The organism is Haemophilus haemolyticus (assembly GCF_003352385.1).
Lineage (GTDB): Bacteria > Pseudomonadota > Gammaproteobacteria > Enterobacterales > Pasteurellaceae > Haemophilus > Haemophilus haemolyticus_I.
The window spans coordinates 1,328,217-1,345,387 of the sequence record NZ_CP031243.1 but is presented as its reverse complement, the minus strand read 5'-3'; the positions used below and the strand labels follow the sequence as shown (position 1 = coordinate 1,345,387).

13 protein-coding genes and 1 pseudogene are annotated in these 17,171 nt (G+C 38.2%); 6 read left to right on the top strand and 8 right to left on the bottom strand.

Features of this window, described 5'->3' with window-relative positions; genetic code table 11:
• The first annotated feature begins 58 nt into the window (after positions 1–58).
• The 3 genes from DV428_RS06655 to pntB all read left to right on the top strand — a co-directional run bounded on the left by DV428_RS06655 (position 59) and on the right by pntB (position 4,396).
• Positions 59–874: a hypothetical protein gene (locus DV428_RS06655; protein WP_114909138.1), complete on the top strand. Its 816-nt coding sequence runs from the start codon at positions 59–61 to the stop codon at positions 872–874.
• A 548-nt stretch (positions 875–1,422) separates the two neighbouring features.
• On the top strand, positions 1,423–2,961 hold the full coding sequence (gene pntA, locus DV428_RS06645; protein WP_114909136.1) for a Re/Si-specific NAD(P)(+) transhydrogenase subunit alpha: 1,539 nt from the start codon (positions 1,423–1,425) through the stop codon (positions 2,959–2,961).
• Between the two features lie 10 nt (positions 2,962–2,971).
• Positions 2,972–4,396 carry a Re/Si-specific NAD(P)(+) transhydrogenase subunit beta gene (gene pntB, locus DV428_RS06640; protein ID WP_005637794.1) on the top strand — a complete coding sequence of 475 codons (1,425 nt, stop codon included), beginning with the start codon at positions 2,972–2,974 and terminating at the stop codon, positions 4,394–4,396.
• Positions 4,397–4,456: 60 nt separating this feature from the next.
• Here pntB and DV428_RS06635 read toward each other — a convergent pair whose 3' ends face one another.
• Positions 4,457–5,374 carry a LysR family transcriptional regulator gene (locus DV428_RS06635; RefSeq protein WP_114909135.1) on the bottom strand — a complete coding sequence of 306 codons (918 nt, stop codon included), beginning with the start codon at positions 5,372–5,374 and terminating at the stop codon, positions 4,457–4,459.
• 95 nt (positions 5,375–5,469) lie between these two features.
• Here DV428_RS06635 and topA point away from each other — a divergent pair, with 95 nt between their 5' ends.
• A complete protein-coding gene (topA, locus tag DV428_RS06630) occupies positions 5,470–8,076 on the top strand; it encodes a type I DNA topoisomerase (protein WP_114909134.1) in 2,607 nt (868 codons plus the stop codon).
• Between the two features lie 72 nt (positions 8,077–8,148).
• Here the strand turns inward: topA and DV428_RS06625 are convergent, their stop codons facing one another.
• Entirely contained in the window at positions 8,149–8,733 is a 585-nt protein-coding gene (locus DV428_RS06625) for an FMN-dependent NADH-azoreductase (protein WP_114909133.1), read from the bottom strand.
• 284 nt (positions 8,734–9,017) lie between these two features.
• Here DV428_RS06625 and thrS point away from each other — a divergent pair, with 284 nt between their 5' ends.
• On the top strand, positions 9,018–10,949 hold the full coding sequence (gene thrS, locus DV428_RS06620; RefSeq protein WP_114909132.1) for a threonine--tRNA ligase: 1,932 nt from the start codon (positions 9,018–9,020) through the stop codon (positions 10,947–10,949).
• 178 nt (positions 10,950–11,127) lie between these two features.
• Here the strand turns inward: thrS and DV428_RS06615 are convergent, their stop codons facing one another.
• From DV428_RS06615 to ttcA, 6 genes and pseudogenes are all read right to left on the bottom strand, one after another.
• A complete protein-coding gene (locus DV428_RS06615) occupies positions 11,128–11,337 on the bottom strand; it encodes a TOBE domain-containing protein (protein ID WP_005631673.1) in 210 nt (69 codons plus the stop codon).
• A gap of 78 nt (positions 11,338–11,415) precedes the next feature.
• Positions 11,416–12,440, bottom strand: a pseudogene (locus DV428_RS06610) (ABC transporter substrate-binding protein).
• A gap of 10 nt (positions 12,441–12,450) precedes the next feature.
• Positions 12,451–13,239 carry an ABC transporter ATP-binding protein gene (locus tag DV428_RS06605; RefSeq protein ID WP_114909131.1) on the bottom strand — a complete coding sequence of 263 codons (789 nt, stop codon included), beginning with the start codon at positions 13,237–13,239 and terminating at the stop codon, positions 12,451–12,453.
• Positions 13,239–14,225: a FecCD family ABC transporter permease gene (locus DV428_RS06600; RefSeq protein ID WP_114909130.1), complete on the bottom strand. Its 987-nt coding sequence runs from the start codon at positions 14,223–14,225 to the stop codon at positions 13,239–13,241. Before DV428_RS06600 ends, DV428_RS06605 begins: the two co-directional genes overlap by 1 nt.
• 142 nt (positions 14,226–14,367) lie before the next feature.
• On the bottom strand, positions 14,368–14,697 hold the full coding sequence (locus tag DV428_RS06595) for a TusE/DsrC/DsvC family sulfur relay protein (protein ID WP_114909129.1): 330 nt from the start codon (positions 14,695–14,697) through the stop codon (positions 14,368–14,370).
• 1 nt (position 14,698) lies between these two features.
• On the bottom strand, positions 14,699–15,640 hold the full coding sequence (ttcA, locus tag DV428_RS06590; protein ID WP_114909128.1) for a tRNA 2-thiocytidine(32) synthetase TtcA: 942 nt from the start codon (positions 15,638–15,640) through the stop codon (positions 14,699–14,701).
• A gap of 149 nt (positions 15,641–15,789) precedes the next feature.
• On the opposite strand from ttcA, the gene mukF reads away from it, so the two are divergent.
• Positions 15,790–17,124, top strand: coding sequence for a chromosome partition protein MukF (gene mukF / locus DV428_RS06585; protein ID WP_114909127.1), 1,335 nt, complete (start codon positions 15,790–15,792; stop codon positions 17,122–17,124).
• Positions 17,125–17,171 lie beyond the last annotated feature (47 nt).

The following is a 17,171-nucleotide window of genomic DNA, read 5'->3' as shown; positions in this document are numbered from 1 at the left end:
GAGAATGATGACCTAGATTTATCAATAAAAATAGTGAAGATCTCATTTAGGTAAGTTTTTGATATTTGGGGCACGCGTTAGGAAACGCGCGCCATCGTGGGGGGCAGAAAAACATTCTCGTGATGAAGAAATGTATTATGCAATCAACGGTAAATATGAAGCGATTGAAAATTATAAAGAGTCGTTTAATGGAAAATTAGCTTATTCTGTTAAGGATGGACTGGAACTTGGAGCAATGATTTATAGCGGTGGTGTACTTTCAAATGCATTAAGCAAATTGCCAGCAACTGTTAATACATTGAACTTACCAAACAAAGTGGTTTCTGCAACAGCGAAAGTTGGGGATTTTGCTAAAGCACACCCTATTTTGACTGAAAAGGTGGTGAATTCAGGCTTAAGTATGACAGCCACTCATTTGGGGAACTCTTATCAAGGTAAAGATACATCAGCCAGTGATTTAGCTTGGAGCGGTACAACAGGATTTATTACTGGTGGAACAAATTTTAAAACGACATTGATAGTGAATACCGTGAGTTCAGGCTTGCAAGGATATTTTGAGTCTAATGAGGATTCAATTAAACATGCTGGTTATAAAGCAGTATCTTCTGGGTTAGCAACAGCAGCTGGCAGTTTTGCAGGTAAAGTAGCTGAGAAATCAATTGATTCCTTGGTTGTTAGAAGTATTAGTAAATATAAAAACAATTATGAGCCTCAATATAGAAATAAAAATTTTTATTATACAGGATACGAAGATTATAAATATTTACCAGTTAGATTTGGGGCAGTAGTCGATTCAATGGCGAGTGAAGCTACAAGTAAAAAATTGGAAAATAATGAGAAAAACATTAAATCTATAATTCTAGGAGGTGAATAAGTGTTTAATAATATTATTCAGTTTTTTATTTATTCCCTCGTTGTTTTTCTATCTGGATTTATAATAATATCTTTATGTTTTATCGTGTTTACCTTTATCATAAATCTAGGTGATATTTCTATTCTTGAGATAAAGGATATACTATCTTTTAATTTCTATATGTTTTCTAGGATGTCACCATTAATAGTATTAGCAATGCTTATATCTAAAAAACTGAGAGGTATATAGAATAGAAAGTGTTTAATTTCTAGTGTTAAGTTCTTAGAAGTTTGTAGTTTGTTTGATATTTAAACAGGCTATGATTTAAAATACTGAGGCACAAAGTGATCTGCACCCCAAAATATGGACACCTAATTTGAGGTGTTTTTATATGAGATTTTTCGTGATCCCTATCACAATATCTTGTAAAACCACTTAAAAACGTTACCTATTTTCATTCAATCAATGATACAGTTGTATCCGTTTGACTTTTTGTCATTTTAACGATGAATAGGCGAAGGTTTGTTCATTAATCTCATCAACCCAATCATCAATCAGAGGGAAACAGTATGTTAATTGGTGTACCTAGAGAACTGCTTGAGAATGAGAGCCGTGTGGCGGCAACGCCGAAAACGGTTCAGCAAATATTGAAATTGGGCTTTGACGTGATCGTGGAACACGATGCAGGTTTTAAAGCTAGTTTTGAAGATCAAGCATTTTTAGAGGCAGGCGCGAAGATCGGTACGTCGGCTGAAATTTGGCAATCGGATATTATCTTCAAAGTAAATGCCCCGACAGATGAAGAAATCGCTCAAATGAAGGAAGGCGCAACGCTTGTGAGCTTTATTTGGCGTATGCAAAATCCTGAGTTAATGAAAAAACTCACCGCGAAGAAAATTAATGTGTTAGCAATGGATGCGGTGCCTCGTATTTCTCGTGCGCAAGCATTGGATGCACTTTCTTCTATGGCGAATATTTCTGGTTATCGTGCTGTCATTGAAGCTGCACATGAATTCGGTAGCTTCTTTACTGGGCAAATTACTGCAGCAGGTAAAGTTCCACCAGCAAAAGTGTTGGTGATTGGTGCTGGTGTGGCTGGTTTGGCGGCAATTGGTGCGGCAAATAGCCTTGGGGCGATTGTTCGTGCTTTTGACTCTCGTCCTGAAGTGAAAGAGCAAGTTCAAAGTATGGGTGCAAGCTTCTTAGAAATTGATTTTAAAGAAGAAGGTGGCAGTGGTGATGGTTATGCGAAAGTGATGTCGGAAGAATTTAACCGTCGTGCAATGGAGCTTTATGCAGAACAAGCTAAAGAAGTCGATATTATTATTACTACGGCAGCCATTCCGGGTAAACCAGCGCCTCGTTTAATCACCAAAGAAATGGTGGATTCAATGAAACCAGGTTCGGTGATTGTGGATTTAGCCGCTGCAACTGGCGGTAACTGTGAATATACGCAAGCAGGGAAAGTTGTTACAACTGAAAACCAAGTGAAAGTGATTGGTTATACGGATTTCCCAAGCCGTTTACCAACGCAATCTTCTCAACTTTATGGCACAAACTTAGTCAATTTATTAAAACTTTTGTGCAAAGAGAAAGATGGCAATATCAATATTGATTTTGAAGATGTGGTGCTTCGTGGTGTAACCGTTGTTCGTGATGGGGAAGAAATTCCACCAGCACAAATTCAAGTGTCTGCACAACCAAAACAAGAAACCAAAGCTGCACCAGTAGTAGAGAAAAAAGAATCTAAACCAACAGATCCTCGTGTGAAATACGGTGTGATGACTGGTGTTGGTGTGTTATTCCTTTGGTTAGCTTCTGTTGCGCCCGCTGTATTTTTATCACATTTCACCGTATTTGTTTTAGCTTGTGTGGTGGGTTATTACGTGGTTTGGAATGTTAGCCATGCACTTCACACACCATTAATGGCAGTAACAAATGCAATTTCAGGCATTATTATTGTAGGCGCGTTATTACAAATTCGTCAGCCAACAGGCAATCTATTTATCGATGCGTTAGCTTTTGTGGCGATTTTGGTGGCAAGCATCAATATTTTTGGTGGTTTCCGTGTCACACAACGTATGTTAGCAATGTTTAGAAAAGGTTAAGGAGCGCACGATGTCTGAAGGTTTAGTACAGGCTGCGTATATTTTAGCAGCATTACTTTTCATTATGAGCTTGGCAGGACTTTCTAAACATGAAACTGCTAAAGCGGGTTGTTGGTTCGGTATTGTTGGTATGACAATTGCCCTTATCGCAACCATTTTTGGGCCTCATTCTGAAGGAACATTTTGGATCATTATTGCGATGATCATCGGTGGTGCAATCGGTGTTCAACGTGCATTAAAAGTAGAAATGACTGAAATGCCAGAACTTGTGGCGATTCTTCACAGTTTCGTCGGTTTAGCGGCTGTACTTGTTGGCTTTAATAGCTATGGTTTACACCATGAGGCATTAATGCCAGAAGGATTAGATGCAGCAGCACAAGCCGCATTTGTAGCAGAGCAAGCAGTATTAACGAATATTCATAATGTCGAAGTATTTTTAGGTATTTTTATCGGTGCGGTAACTTTCACTGGTTCTGTTGTTGCATTTGGTAAATTAAGCGGAAAAATTAATTCAAAAGCATTAATGTTGCCGCATCGTCATAAATTAAATTTAGCTGCACTTGTGGTATCTGCATTATTAATGGTTGCATTCTTGAATAATCCAGAAAGCATTTTCCCTGTGTTATTAATGACAGCGATTGCGCTTGCATTTGGATGGCACTTAGTGGCTTCAATCGGTGGAGCAGATATGCCAGTTGTGGTATCAATGCTTAACTCCTATTCAGGCTGGGCAGCGGCGGCAGCAGGTTTTATGTTGAATAATGATTTGCTCATCGTAACTGGCGCACTTGTCGGTTCTTCTGGTGCAATTCTTTCTTACATCATGTGTAAAGCAATGAACCGTTCATTTGTGAGCGTAATTGCGGGTGGTTTTGGTAACGATGTTCAAGTTTCTTCAAGCGAAGAACAAGGCGAACACCGTGAAACTACGGCAGAAGAAGTGGCTGAATTGTTGAAAAATGCAAGTTCTGTCATTATCACTCCGGGATATGGTATGGCTGTTGCACAAGCACAATATCCAGTCGCTGATATTACGGCAAAATTGCGTGAACGTGGTGTGAACGTTCGTTTTGGTATTCACCCTGTTGCAGGACGTTTACCTGGCCACATGAACGTGCTTTTAGCAGAAGCGAAAGTACCTTACGATGTCGTACTTGAAATGGATGAAATCAACGACGATTTCGCTGATACCGATGTGGTATTGGTTATCGGTGCGAACGATACGGTAAACCCAGCTGCGATGGAAGATCCAAATAGCCCAATCGCGGGAATGCCTGTGTTAGAAGTATGGAAAGCACAAAATGTGATTGTGTTCAAACGTTCAATGGCAGTGGGTTACGCTGGCGTACAAAACCCATTATTCTTCAAAGAGAATACGCAAATGCTCTTTGGTGATGCAAAAGATCGTGTTGAAGACATCTTAAAAGCATTATAAAAACACGCATAAAAATAACCGCACTTAGGGTTGCCTAAGTGCGGTATTTTTTTATGGTATTTAGTGACTATCTTCAGGATTTTCCAAAATTTCTGAACACAAGCCTAAACCAGATAAAAATTCAATAAATGCCCGCACTTTTATTGGTAAATGTCTTCTGTTTGGATAGACCACATGAATTTCTAATTTTTGTTGTTTATATTCTGGTAATATTTCAATCAGTTCCCCTTTTTCGAGAGATTGACCAATAATAAATCTCGGTAAATTCACAATACCTAGTCCTGCTTTTGCCATTTCTAATAAGGCTAAACCACTATTGCTTACCACTTTGGATTGGATTTTGAAGCGCTGTGTTTGATTTATGCGTGAGCCAACCCAATTCACTTGATTCATTACATTTTTATAAAGTAAGCCATTGTGATGTTCTAAATCATCAGGCGTTTGTGGAATACCATTTGCTTCAAGATAACTTGGTGATGCCACAAAGTGTAGCGTATTTGTGCTGATTTTGCGTGATACAAGAGAACTGTCCGCCATATGGCCGATACGTAATGCAAGATCATAGCCTTCTGCCACAAGGTCAATTTTTTTGTCATTAAACTCAATTTCAACATGTAGATTAGGATGCTTGGCAATAAATAGAGGTAAATTCGGTACGATGAAAAGTAAACCAAAATCACGAGGAACAGAAATAAGTAAATTTCCTTGTAATGAGCTGGTAAGGTGGGTGATGCTAGAATCAGCTTCATCTAAATCAAGCAAAATTCCTTGGCAGCGTTGGTAATACATCATCCCCGCCTCAGTAGGCATAATTTTTCTGGTGGTACGTTGTAACAATCGTGTTTTTAAATGTTCTTCTAACTGTGAAACTAATTTGCTTGCCATCGCCACAGAAATATTTTGTTGCTTTGCAGCCAATGTAAAACTTTGGGTTTCAATCACTTTGCAAAAAATAGAAATCGCGTTGAGTTTATCCATTTATAACTCTTTTTTCAAAAAGTACTTGATTTTGCCTACATAACTTTGCACTATACCGCCAATTTTACAAAATACTAGTGATATTAGGTAATCAAATGAGTAAATCCTTGGTGATTGTGGAGTCACCGGCAAAAGCAAAGACTATCAATAAATATTTAGGTAGCCAATATGTGGTGAAATCTAGTGTTGGACATATTCGTGATTTGCCGACGGTTGGTTCTAGTTCGGGTGAAAAAGCTAAACCAATTTCAACCAAAGGTATGGATGCCGAAGAAAAAGCAAAAATTAAGGCTGAAAAGGAACGTAATGCCTTAGTTAAACGTATGGGGATTGATCCTTATCACGATTGGAAAGCAAATTATCAGATTTTGCCTGGTAAAGAAAAAGTGGTTTCCGAATTAAAATCGCTTGCTAAAAAAGCAGATCACATTTATCTCGCAACCGACTTGGATAGAGAAGGGGAAGCGATTGCATGGCATTTACGTGAAGTGATTGGTGGCGATGATGAGCGCTTTAGCCGAGTAGTATTTAACGAAATCACTAAAAATGCCATTAAACAGGCTTTTGAAAAGCCAGAACAATTAAATATGGACCGCGTTAATGCGCAACAAACTCGTCGTTTTTTAGATAGAGTAGTGGGCTTTATGGTATCTCCGCTACTTTGGAAAAAAGTCGCACGAGGGCTTTCTGCGGGTCGAGTTCAATCGGTTGCGGTTAAATTATTAGTAGAACGCGAGCGTGAAATTAAAGCGTTCCAGCCTGAAGAATATTGGGAAGTTTCCGTCCTTACGAATAATCAAAATAAACAAGCTATACGTTTGGACGTAACGGATTATAAAGACAAGAAATTTGATCCAAAAAATCAAAAAGAAGCACAAAGTACGGTAGATTTTCTGAATGTTTCAGATTACGTTGTCACAGATTTGGAAACTAAGCCGACAAGTTCTCGCCCTCGAGCACCATTTATTACGTCAACACTTCAACAAACTGCAAGTACTCGCTTGGGATTTGGCGTTAAAAAAACAATGATGTTAGCTCAACGCTTATATGAAGCGGGTTACATTACTTATATGCGTACGGATTCAACCAATTTGAGTCAAGATGCGCTGAATATGGCACGTAGCTATATTGAAAATCATTTTGGTGCACAATATTTACCAGAAAAACCAAATTTCTATTCTAGTAAAGAAAATGCGCAAGAGGCGCATGAGGCTATTCGTCCATCAGACATTCGAGCATTGCCAGAATCTTTAGAGGGGATGGAAAAAGATGCGGTACGTCTTTATGATTTAATTTGGCGTCAATTCTTAGCATGTCAAATGCCGCCTGCACAATATGATAGCAGTACATTGACTGTGTCAGCTGGCGATTATACTTTGAAAGCAAAAGGCCGAATTTTACGTTTTGATGGTTGGACAAAGGTATTGCCACAGATAGGCAAGAATCCTGAAGATCAAGAATTGCCTTTAGTTGCTGTTTCAGAAAAACTTGCTTTAAAAGAAGTACAGCCCACTCAACATTTTACTAAACCACCCGCTCGTTTTACTGAAGCGGCTTTAGTAAAAGAATTGGAAAAACGTGGTATTGGTCGACCTTCCACTTATGCGGCAATTATTTCCACCATTCAAGAACGTGGTTATGTTCGCACTGAAAATCGTCGTTTCTATGCAGAAAAGATGGGCGAAATTGTCACTGATCGCCTCAATGAGTCTTTTGGTGAATTAATGAATTACGATTTCACCGCGAATATGGAAGATACTTTAGATAAAATTGCCTCTGGTTCAGTGAATTGGAAAACTGAATTGAATCAATTCTTCAAGGATTTTTCTAACCAGCTTTCTAAAGCTGAATTGGATGAACTTGAAGGCGGTATGCGCCCAAATAGCCTTGTGGAAACCGATATTAAATGCCCAACCTGTGGCAGAAATATGGCCATTCGTACGGCGAGTACAGGGGTATTTTTAGGATGTACAGGTTATGCATTGCCGCCAAAAGAGCGGTGTAAAACGACGATTAATTTAATTCCTGAAGCGGAATTATTGAATGTTTTAGATGAATCTTCAGAAACCAAAGCATTAATGGATCGTAAACGTTGTACAAAATGTGGAACGGCAATGGACAGCTATGTAATCGATGCCCATCGTAAAATCCATATTTGCGGTAATAATCCAAATTGTGATGGATATTTAATTGAAGAAGGCTCATTCAAAATTAAAGGTTATGATGGCCCAGTTGTTGAGTGTGATAAATGTGGTGCGGATATGCATTTAAAACTTGGTCGTTTCGGCAAGTATATGGGATGTACAAATTGCGATAACACGCGCAAAATTTTGAAAAATGGCGAAGTCGCTCCACCGAAAGAAGAGCCTGTACATTTCCCAGAGCTAAAATGCGAAAAATCTGATGCATATTTTGTATTGCGTGACGGTGCGAGTGGTGTATTTATGTCAGCACATAATTTCCCGAAATCCCGCGAAACACGCCCTGTTAAAATCGCTGAACTTGTGCAATATCGCGAGCGTTTGCCTGAAAAATTAGCTTATTTAGCGGATGCACCACAAAAAGACCCAGAAGGGAATGAAGCGATTGTTCGTTTTAGTCGTAAAGAGAAGAAACAATATGTGACTTCTGAAAAAGATGGAAAAGCGACGAAATGGATTGTTGATTTCACCAATGGAAAATGGGTTGAACGGAAAAAATAAGAAGAAAAGTGCGGTAAATCACCGCACTTTTTTTGTAATAAATCTTCTTATGTTTTGTAGGTTATCTGAGGATTAAAGGGCTGCTAAAAGTTCATTAATTTTATTTTTTGCAGATACTTGGGCTTTTTCAATCGCTTCTGGTCCGAATCCAATGCCTTGCGCATAAACAAATTGCACATCTGTGATACCGATAAAACCTAAAATTGACTTCATATACTGTGTCACTAGATTTTCTTCATCATATAACCCACCAAATGCACATAACACAATCGCTTTTTTACCTTTTAATAACCCTTCAGGCCCATTTGCCGTATATTGGAAAGTGACACGTGGGCGAGCGATAAAATCAAAATAAGTTTTTAATTGTGTTGGGATGCCAAGATTATACATTGGTGCACCAATAACCAAAGTATCTGCATTTTTTAATTCGGAGACTAATTCATCGGAATGTGCAAGAAGTTGTTTTTCTTCATCATTTTTAGGTTCACCACGCACGGCAGTTGCTGCTGTGGCATCAAAATATGGAAGTGGTTGTTGGGCTAGATCGCGTACCACAATGTGATTACCTTGTAATTTTTCGATAACATAATCGGCTAATTGATTGGTCTGGGCGTTATTTCCTGAAATGCTAGATTTTAATACTAATACGTTGCTCATTTTTATTCCTTAACTGGGTATTTAAAAGTGCGGTTATTCTAGCCTTTATTTTTAGGATATAAAGCCCCTAGCTAGAAAAACATTATTTCCTTTCTGTAAAATATGTGCATTTATTTAACAATACCTTAAGAAAGTGATAGAATCTGCCACGCATTTTTTGCCTAATTTCGCTCGTTCAATGGTAGGAATGAAGCCAAGTAGGGCAAAAGTGCGGTTAATTTTTATAGAATTTTAAACGAACACGTCACCTTTCGTATGGGTGACCACTGTATAAGGAAAAAACAATGCCAATTATTACTTTACCTGACGGTTCCCAACGTCAATTCGATCATCCTGTTTCTGTTCTTGAAGTCGCACAAAATATTGGTGCGGGTCTTGCTAAAGCTACTATCGCAGGCCGTGTAAATGGTGAGCGTCGTGATGCATGCGATATTATCGACCAAGATGCAACGCTTGAAATCATTACCGCTAAAGATGAAGATGGTTTAGAAATTATTCGCCACTCATGTGCACACTTGTTTGGTCATGCCATTAAACAATTATTCCCAGATGTAAAAATGGCAATCGGTCCAACTATTGAAAATGGTTTCTACTATGACATTGATTTAGACCGCTCTTTAACGCAAGAAGATTTAGATGCCATCGAAAAACGTATGTTGGAATTGGCAAAAACCAATTATGACGTCGTGAAAAAACGTGTTACTTGGCAAGAAGCGCGTGATACCTTTGAAAAACGCGGCGAGCCATACAAAATGGCAATTTTAGATGAAAACATTGAACGTACTGCAACGCCTGCGTTATATCATCATTTAGAATATATTGATATGTGTCGCGGTCCACACGTGCCAAATATGCGTTTCTGTCAGCATTTCAAATTACAAAAAGTCGCTGGTGCATACTGGCGTGGCGACAGCAAAAACAAAATGTTACAACGTATCTATGGTACGGCTTGGGCGGATAAAAAACAACTTGCTGAATACTTAACACGCTTAGAAGAAGCGGCAAAACGTGATCACCGCAAAATTGGTAAAGCATTAGATTTATATCATATGCAAGAAGAAGCACCAGGTATGGTGTTCTGGCACAATGATGGCTGGACAATTTTCCGTGAGCTTGAAACTTTCGTGCGTACTAAATTAAAACAATACGATTATCAAGAAGTAAAAGGTCCTTTTATGATGGATCGTGTATTGTGGGAAAAAACAGGTCACTGGCAAAATTACGCAGATTTAATGTTCACAACTCAATCTGAAAACCGTGAATATGCAATTAAACCAATGAACTGTCCAGGACACGTTCAAATTTTTAATCAAGGTTTAAAATCTTACCGCGATTTACCAATCCGTATGGCGGAATTTGGTTCTTGCCATCGTAATGAGCCATCGGGTTCTTTACACGGTTTAATGCGTGTTCGAGGCTTTACTCAAGATGATGCACACATTTTCTGTACTGAAGATCAAATTGAGAGCGAAGTAACTAGCTGTATCAAAATGGTGTACGACATTTATAGCACCTTTGGTTTCACTAATATTGCAGTAAAACTTTCTACTCGTCCTGAAAATCGTATCGGTTCAGATGAAATGTGGGATCGTGCGGAATCAGGTCTTGCAGCTGCATTAGCACATAACGGCTTGGAATATGAAATCCAAGAAGGCGAAGGCGCATTCTATGGTCCAAAAATTGAGTTTGCACTACGCGATTGTTTAGGTCGTGAATGGCAATGTGGTACTGTTCAATTAGACTTCGCGTTACCAGGTCGTTTAGATGCAACTTATGTAGCAGAAGACAATAGCCGTAAAACCCCTGTAATGATTCATCGTGCGATTTTAGGCTCAATTGAGCGTTTCATTGGTATCATTACTGAAGAATATGCTGGTTTCTTCCCTGCATGGTTAGCGCCAACCCAAGCAGTTGTAATGAATATCACCGATAGCCAAGCCGACTACGTACAAAAAGTCGCGAAACAGCTTTCTGATGTAGGTTTACGCGTGAAAACCGATTTACGTAACGAAAAAGTGGGTTTCAAAATTCGTGAACATACTTTACGCCGTGTGCCTTATATGCTTGTTTGCGGTGATAAAGAAATCGCAGAAGGCAAAGTGGCAGTACGTACCCGTAAAGGTGCTGATTTAGGTACATTTACTGTGGAAGAATTTGCGGAAATCTTGAAAAATCAAGTAAGAAGTCGAGAATTAAAGTTATTGAATGAAGAGTAATACTTCTCGAAAATAACCAATATAATTTACTATTTAAACAGTGAGTTCAATTTAACGGTGATCGTTTAAGCGATTGCCGTTATTTTTTATCTAAAAATGTGTTGATTGGAAAAATAAGGCATAAAAAAACCGCACTTTAAAAGTGCGGTTATATTCAATTCTGTTTTTATGGAAGAAATTATTCTACGCCAACCATTACAGAAGTTGCTTTGATGATTGCGTACGCTTCTTTACCAACTTCTAAGTTTAATTCTTTAACTGCTGCTAAAGAAACAGTAGAAGAAAGCACGTTACCGCCACCGATATCGATGTGAACGATCGCATTTACTGAACCGTTTTCGATTGAAACAACTTTACCTTTTAATTGGTTTCTTGCACTAATTTTCATAACATTTCCTTGTTAGTTAGGGTTTAAAAGAGCGCACATTCTATCTATTTTTACAGAAAATACAAGAAAAACTTAATATTACTTCAACGGAGGCAATCCTTTTAGCATTTGTTGTGCATTTTCTGTGCTTAAATCATAGTGATAGTATTTTTTATAAAAAGATTTGGCTTTAGATACCATATCAACATCTTTAAATTGTGCTGGATGGAATAATTTTGCTGCCCATAAAACTTGTAAAGCTTCTTCAGCGCTATAGCGATCCCAAGGGAAAGTACCAGTTGGATTAACAAAAACACGGCTATTTTTTACCGCACTTACAGATTGCCAACTTGGATCTCGTTTAATTTTTTCTACTCCTTCTGGTGCATTGGTTCCGCCGATAATAATCACTTCAGGATTAATTTTTACCACTTCTTCCTGACTAATTTCGACAAGATTTGCTTGTTCTGGAAATGCATTTTTACCCCCAGCTTTATTAATCCAATCACCAATAATGGATTTTCCACCATCAATTTTGAGTAAATTTTTTCCATCAGCAATATGCAATACAGTTGGTTTGTCTTTTTCTTGGATTGATTTTGTTCTTGCTTCAACTAATGAAATGTTGTTTTCTAACTCTTTGATGTATTCCTTAGCTATATTGGGCGCGTTATCTCCAATCACTTCAGCAGTGATTAGAACTGTTTTTTTCAAGCCTTCAAAATCTTGGAAGCTCACTTTCACCCCAGTTAATCCTGCTTGTTTTAGTTCAGTCAACATGTTGTCATTGGAAAGTAAAGTCACTTGCGGATTACGTTGTAATAATTCTTCCATTTGGATCGTTTGACCATTAGTGAGTGCAGGCACTTTTTAATGTTTGGATAAACTTCACTAAACCACGGATTTTTTTGAATAACAGTGGTTGTTGCCACTAATTTATCTGCACCGCCAACTAATAAGACGATTTGGTTGTTGGCATGCCATAAATCGGCAATACGTTCTACATGGTTTGGGATTTCAATTTGATTGCCTTTTACATCTTCAATCATTTTTCCTTGGGCAGAAAAACTGAAACAAGAAATGAAAGCTAAGGCAACTGCGCCTTTTTTAAGGTTTTTCAACATAATTAACTCCTTATAGATGAGTGATAGCACAAATTTGACGTTGTAATTCTGGCACTTCAAGCAATCGGAGATCCGTATGATAAAGTGCGGTTAAATTTTCTTGAGTAATAATTTCAGGGGCGAAACCTGTTTGTAATCGGCCGTGCTCATTTAAAATTGCTACTCGGCTATTTGGTAAACTGCTATGTAACAACATGGGATGATCTGGATTGTGAGTTGTCATCACAATAGTAAAACCTTGTAAAGAAAGCTCTTTTATTAAACTCAAGGTTTTAAATACGTTACCGTAATCTAAGGCTGAAGTTGGTTCATCAAATAGAATAAGCGGAGGCTGTTGTACTAAAATCCGAGCAAGATTAACTAACTGTTTTTCACCACCGCTCATCTGCATATAAATCTTTTCTGCAAAATGACTAATTCCCAGTTTATCCAAAGCTTGATCGACCAATTCAAAATCGGTCTCACTTGGTTTATCAAACATTCCTAAATGTGCTGCTCGACCTAGCACAACATAATCCCGAACTTTATATTGATAAGTTTGCGGGCTTTGTTGTGAGACATAAGCTATCTTTTGTGCGATTTGTTTTGATGAAAGAGACGCTAGATTTTCATTTTGTAATAAAATTTGACCGCTCTTTGGTGCCAGTAAACCCGCTAAACAGTTCAATAAGGTTGATTTTCCACGGCCATTAGCGCCCAAAATCGTGAGTAATTCCCCTTGCTTAAGTGTTAAATCCACACCATTTAGCAGTGAATTTTCTACATTGTGCCAATAATAAAGATTCTTTACTTGCAACATTAGTCCACCACCTTTTGCTTAATTAATACCCATGCAAAGAATGGGGCACCGATAAAACCCGTGATAATACCGAGCGGAATTTCTTGAATGTAAAGATTGCGTGCCAATGTATCCACAAGCAGCAAGAAAATTGCACCAATTAGCGCAGAGAGCGGTAAACTTTTGACATTATTATCGCCTATAAATAGACGGGCTAAATGAGGAATCACTAAACCTAGCCAACCTATTGTTCCGCTTAGACAGGCTGCCGAAGCTGTCAATAAGGTCGCGGAACAGACCATTACGCCGCGTTCTAAACGAATATTTGCGCCAATTAATTTGGCTTCTCGATCGCCTAATGACAACACATTAATACGCCAACGCATAGCCAATAAGATGCCAGTGGTAATTAAGATGATTGGTGAGAGTAAAAGAAGATTGTTGTAGCTGGATTTGGTGAGACTGCCTAATTGCCAATATACAATATCTGCAAGTTCAGTTTCAGGATCGGCAAGGTATTTGATTAAACCTAATGTCGCCATCATAAAACCCGATACGATAATGCCTGAAAGCACTAAGACTATTGTTGAATCTCGTTGAATTAAGCGGGGGAGATTCATGGTAAGCAATACGGCAATTAATCCACCGAAAAATGCAAAAGTTTGAATCCCAAGCATGCTCGAGCCAAGCAAAATGGCGACAGCTGCCCCCACACAAGCACCATTTGATACGCCTAAAATGTCTGGTGAAACAAGGGGATTACGGAAAATGCCTTGATATACAGTACCCGCGACCGATAAGGCTGAACCAACTAAAATTGCAGCTAAGATGCGTGGTAAACGTAAATTGAAAATAACATTGTGTTGAATTTCATTTTGGCTTTGTCCGAAAAGTACATCTAACACATTCGTTAAAGGAATAGAAAATCTACCCCACGAAAGAGAAAACCAACTCAATCCAATAAGAAGCAAAAAAAGAAAAGGGATTAATAAATTTTTTTTCATCATTCCTTGAGAAAAATACGGTCATTTCTAGGTTAAATCATTATATATAAAAATATATTAAGATCTAGAGCTTCTTTCTTAAAAAGAAAAACGCTCAATCTAGAAAGACTAAGCGTTTAAAACTTTCAAAAAATTGACCGCACTTTTATAGGCATTTTGCAGGTTTCGGCAAGCCTGCTAATTTTGTGGCTTGTTTTGCCGGGCCTTCGGGAAATAAGCGTTGCAAATAACGACTATTACCTTTATCTGCGCCCAGTTTTTCAGCCATGGCTTTTACCAACATACGGATGGCAGGGGATGTGTTATATTCTTGGTAAAAGTCTCGCACAAAGTAAATCACTTCCCAATGTGCATCAGTTAATTCAATACTTTCTACCTGAGCAATAGCTCGAGCGACATCTTCGTTCCATTGTTGACTATTAAGCAAATAGCCATCTTTGTCAGTTTCAACTTCAATTCCATTGATATTCAACATATTAATTTACTTCTTTAAAGTTAATCATTTCGTTGTTTGAAAAATCAGTTTGATCTTCGTCTTCAAATTGCATTGGCGTGATTCGTTCTTCATCAAATGCTGTATCGCCTTCAATGCCATTAATTAGTTGCCCATGTTTGATGCCTTTGAAATCAAATAATTTTGGATCACACATATGTGACAATGTAATGTTTTGCATTGCGCTGAACATGGTTTCTAAGCGCCCTGGATATTGGCGATCCCAAGTATTAAGCATTTCTTTTACCACTTGGCGTTGAAGATTTGGTTGTGAGCCACATAGATTACAAGGAATAATCGGAAATTCTTTCGCGATGGCATATTTCTCAATATCTTTTTCTTTGCAGTAAGTAAGCGGACGAATCACAATTTGTTTGCCATCGTCAGAAATTAATTTAGGTGGCATGGATTTCATTTTGCCGCCATAAAACATATTTAAAAATAGTGTTGCTAACATATCGTCTCGGTGGTGTCCTAAAGCGATTTTGGTTGCACCAAGTTCTGTGGCAGTACGATATAAAATTCCACGGCGTAGGCGAGAGCAGAGCGAACAAGTCGTTTTTCCCTCTGGAATTTTTTCTTTCACAATGCCGTAAGTATTTTCTTGTACAATTTTGTAATCTACGCCAATACTTTCTAAATATTCAGGCAATACGTGCTCTGGAAACCCTGGTTGTTTTTGATCGAGGTTCACTGCCACGATATCAAATTTAATTGGTGCACTTTGCTGTAAATTCAACAAAATATCGAGAAGCGTATAACTGTCTTTGCCTCCGGATAAACACACCATGACTTTATCGCCATCTTCGATCATTCCAAAATCTGCAATGGCATTACCTACGTTACGGCGAAGACGTTTTTGTAATTTATTGAAATTATAGGTTTGTTTTTTTTCTTGTTGGGCTAAGTGGGTTAATTCGCTCATTCTATTATCTTTAGTTATTCATGAAAGGCGCACATTATACGTGAAAAATAGGAAAAGTGCGGTCAATTCAAAAGAAGATTTTTAAGATCCGCAAAAAATCCTGTATAATCTTTCCAATTTTTTGTTCAATTTTAACGCTTTGCAATTCAATGATTGAAACATCCCAAACTATTCCCGAACTCGTCTCTTGGGCAAAAGATCGCGAGTTTTCTTTGAATTTACCTACCGAACGCTTGGTTTTCCTGCTGGCGATTGCAATTTATAACAACGAACGTTTAGACGGCGAAATGTTAGAAGCCGATCTTGTAGATATTTTCCGCCACACGATGAATGCTTTTGAGCAATCCACCGATGTCATTGCAACACGAGCAAATAATGCAATTAATGAATTAGTGAAACAACGTTTATTAAATCGTTTTAGTAGCGAATTTACTGAGGGTTTGGCGATTTATCGTTTAACGCCATTAGGTGTTGGCGTGTCTGATTATTACATTCGTCAGCGTGAATTTTCCGCATTGCGTCTTTCAGTGCAACTTTCCATTGTGGCAGATGAAATTCAACGCGCTTCTGATTCTGCGGAAGAGGGTGTGGAGAATAATGAAAGTGAACATTATTGGCGTCGTAATGTGTTTGCGCCATTAAAATATTCCGTTGCAGAGATTTTTGATAGCATCGATCTTTCACAACGCATTATGGATGAAAACCAGCAAAGTATTAAAGATGAAATTGCAGAGCTTCTTACTAAAGATTGGCAAGCGGCGATTTCAAGCTGTGAACGTTTATTAGATGAAACATCTGGTAACTTACGTGAATTGCAAGATACGCTAAATGCCGCGGGGGATAAACTTCAGGCGCAATTATTGCGTATTCAAGATTGTGTGATCGGGCGTGATGATTTGTATTTTATCGATCAATTAATTACCGATTTACAATCAAAACTTGACCGAATTATTAGTTGGGGACAACAAGCCATAGACTTATGGATTGGTTACGACCGCCATGTACATAAATTTATTCGTACTGCCATTGATATGGATAAAAATCGCGTGTTTTCACAACGTTTACGTAATTCTATTCATCATTATTTTGATCATCCTTGGTTCTTATGGACCGCACAAGCTGAGCGTTTAGTCGATCTGCGCGATGAAGAAATGGTGTTGCGTGAAGATGATGCTTTAGGTGAATTGCCGGAAGAATTGCAATACGAATCCCTTTCTGATTTACATGATCAAATTGTAGAGCATATGCAAGGCTTACTGATTGCTTATCGTGAAAATAACCGTCCGATTGATTTGAGTTTAGTGTTAAAAGAACAACTGGAAAATTATCCACTTTCTCGTCATTTTGATGTGGCTCGAATCATTGTTGATCAAGCTGTGCGCCTTGGTATGGCAAATGATGATTTATCGGGTATTTATCCAGATTGGCAAGCAATTAATGAACGTGGCGCAGAAGTGCAAGCGCATATGATTGATAAGTATTGATTTTAAGATAATTTAAAAGCTAATTTCGACGGAATTACTTCTGTTAA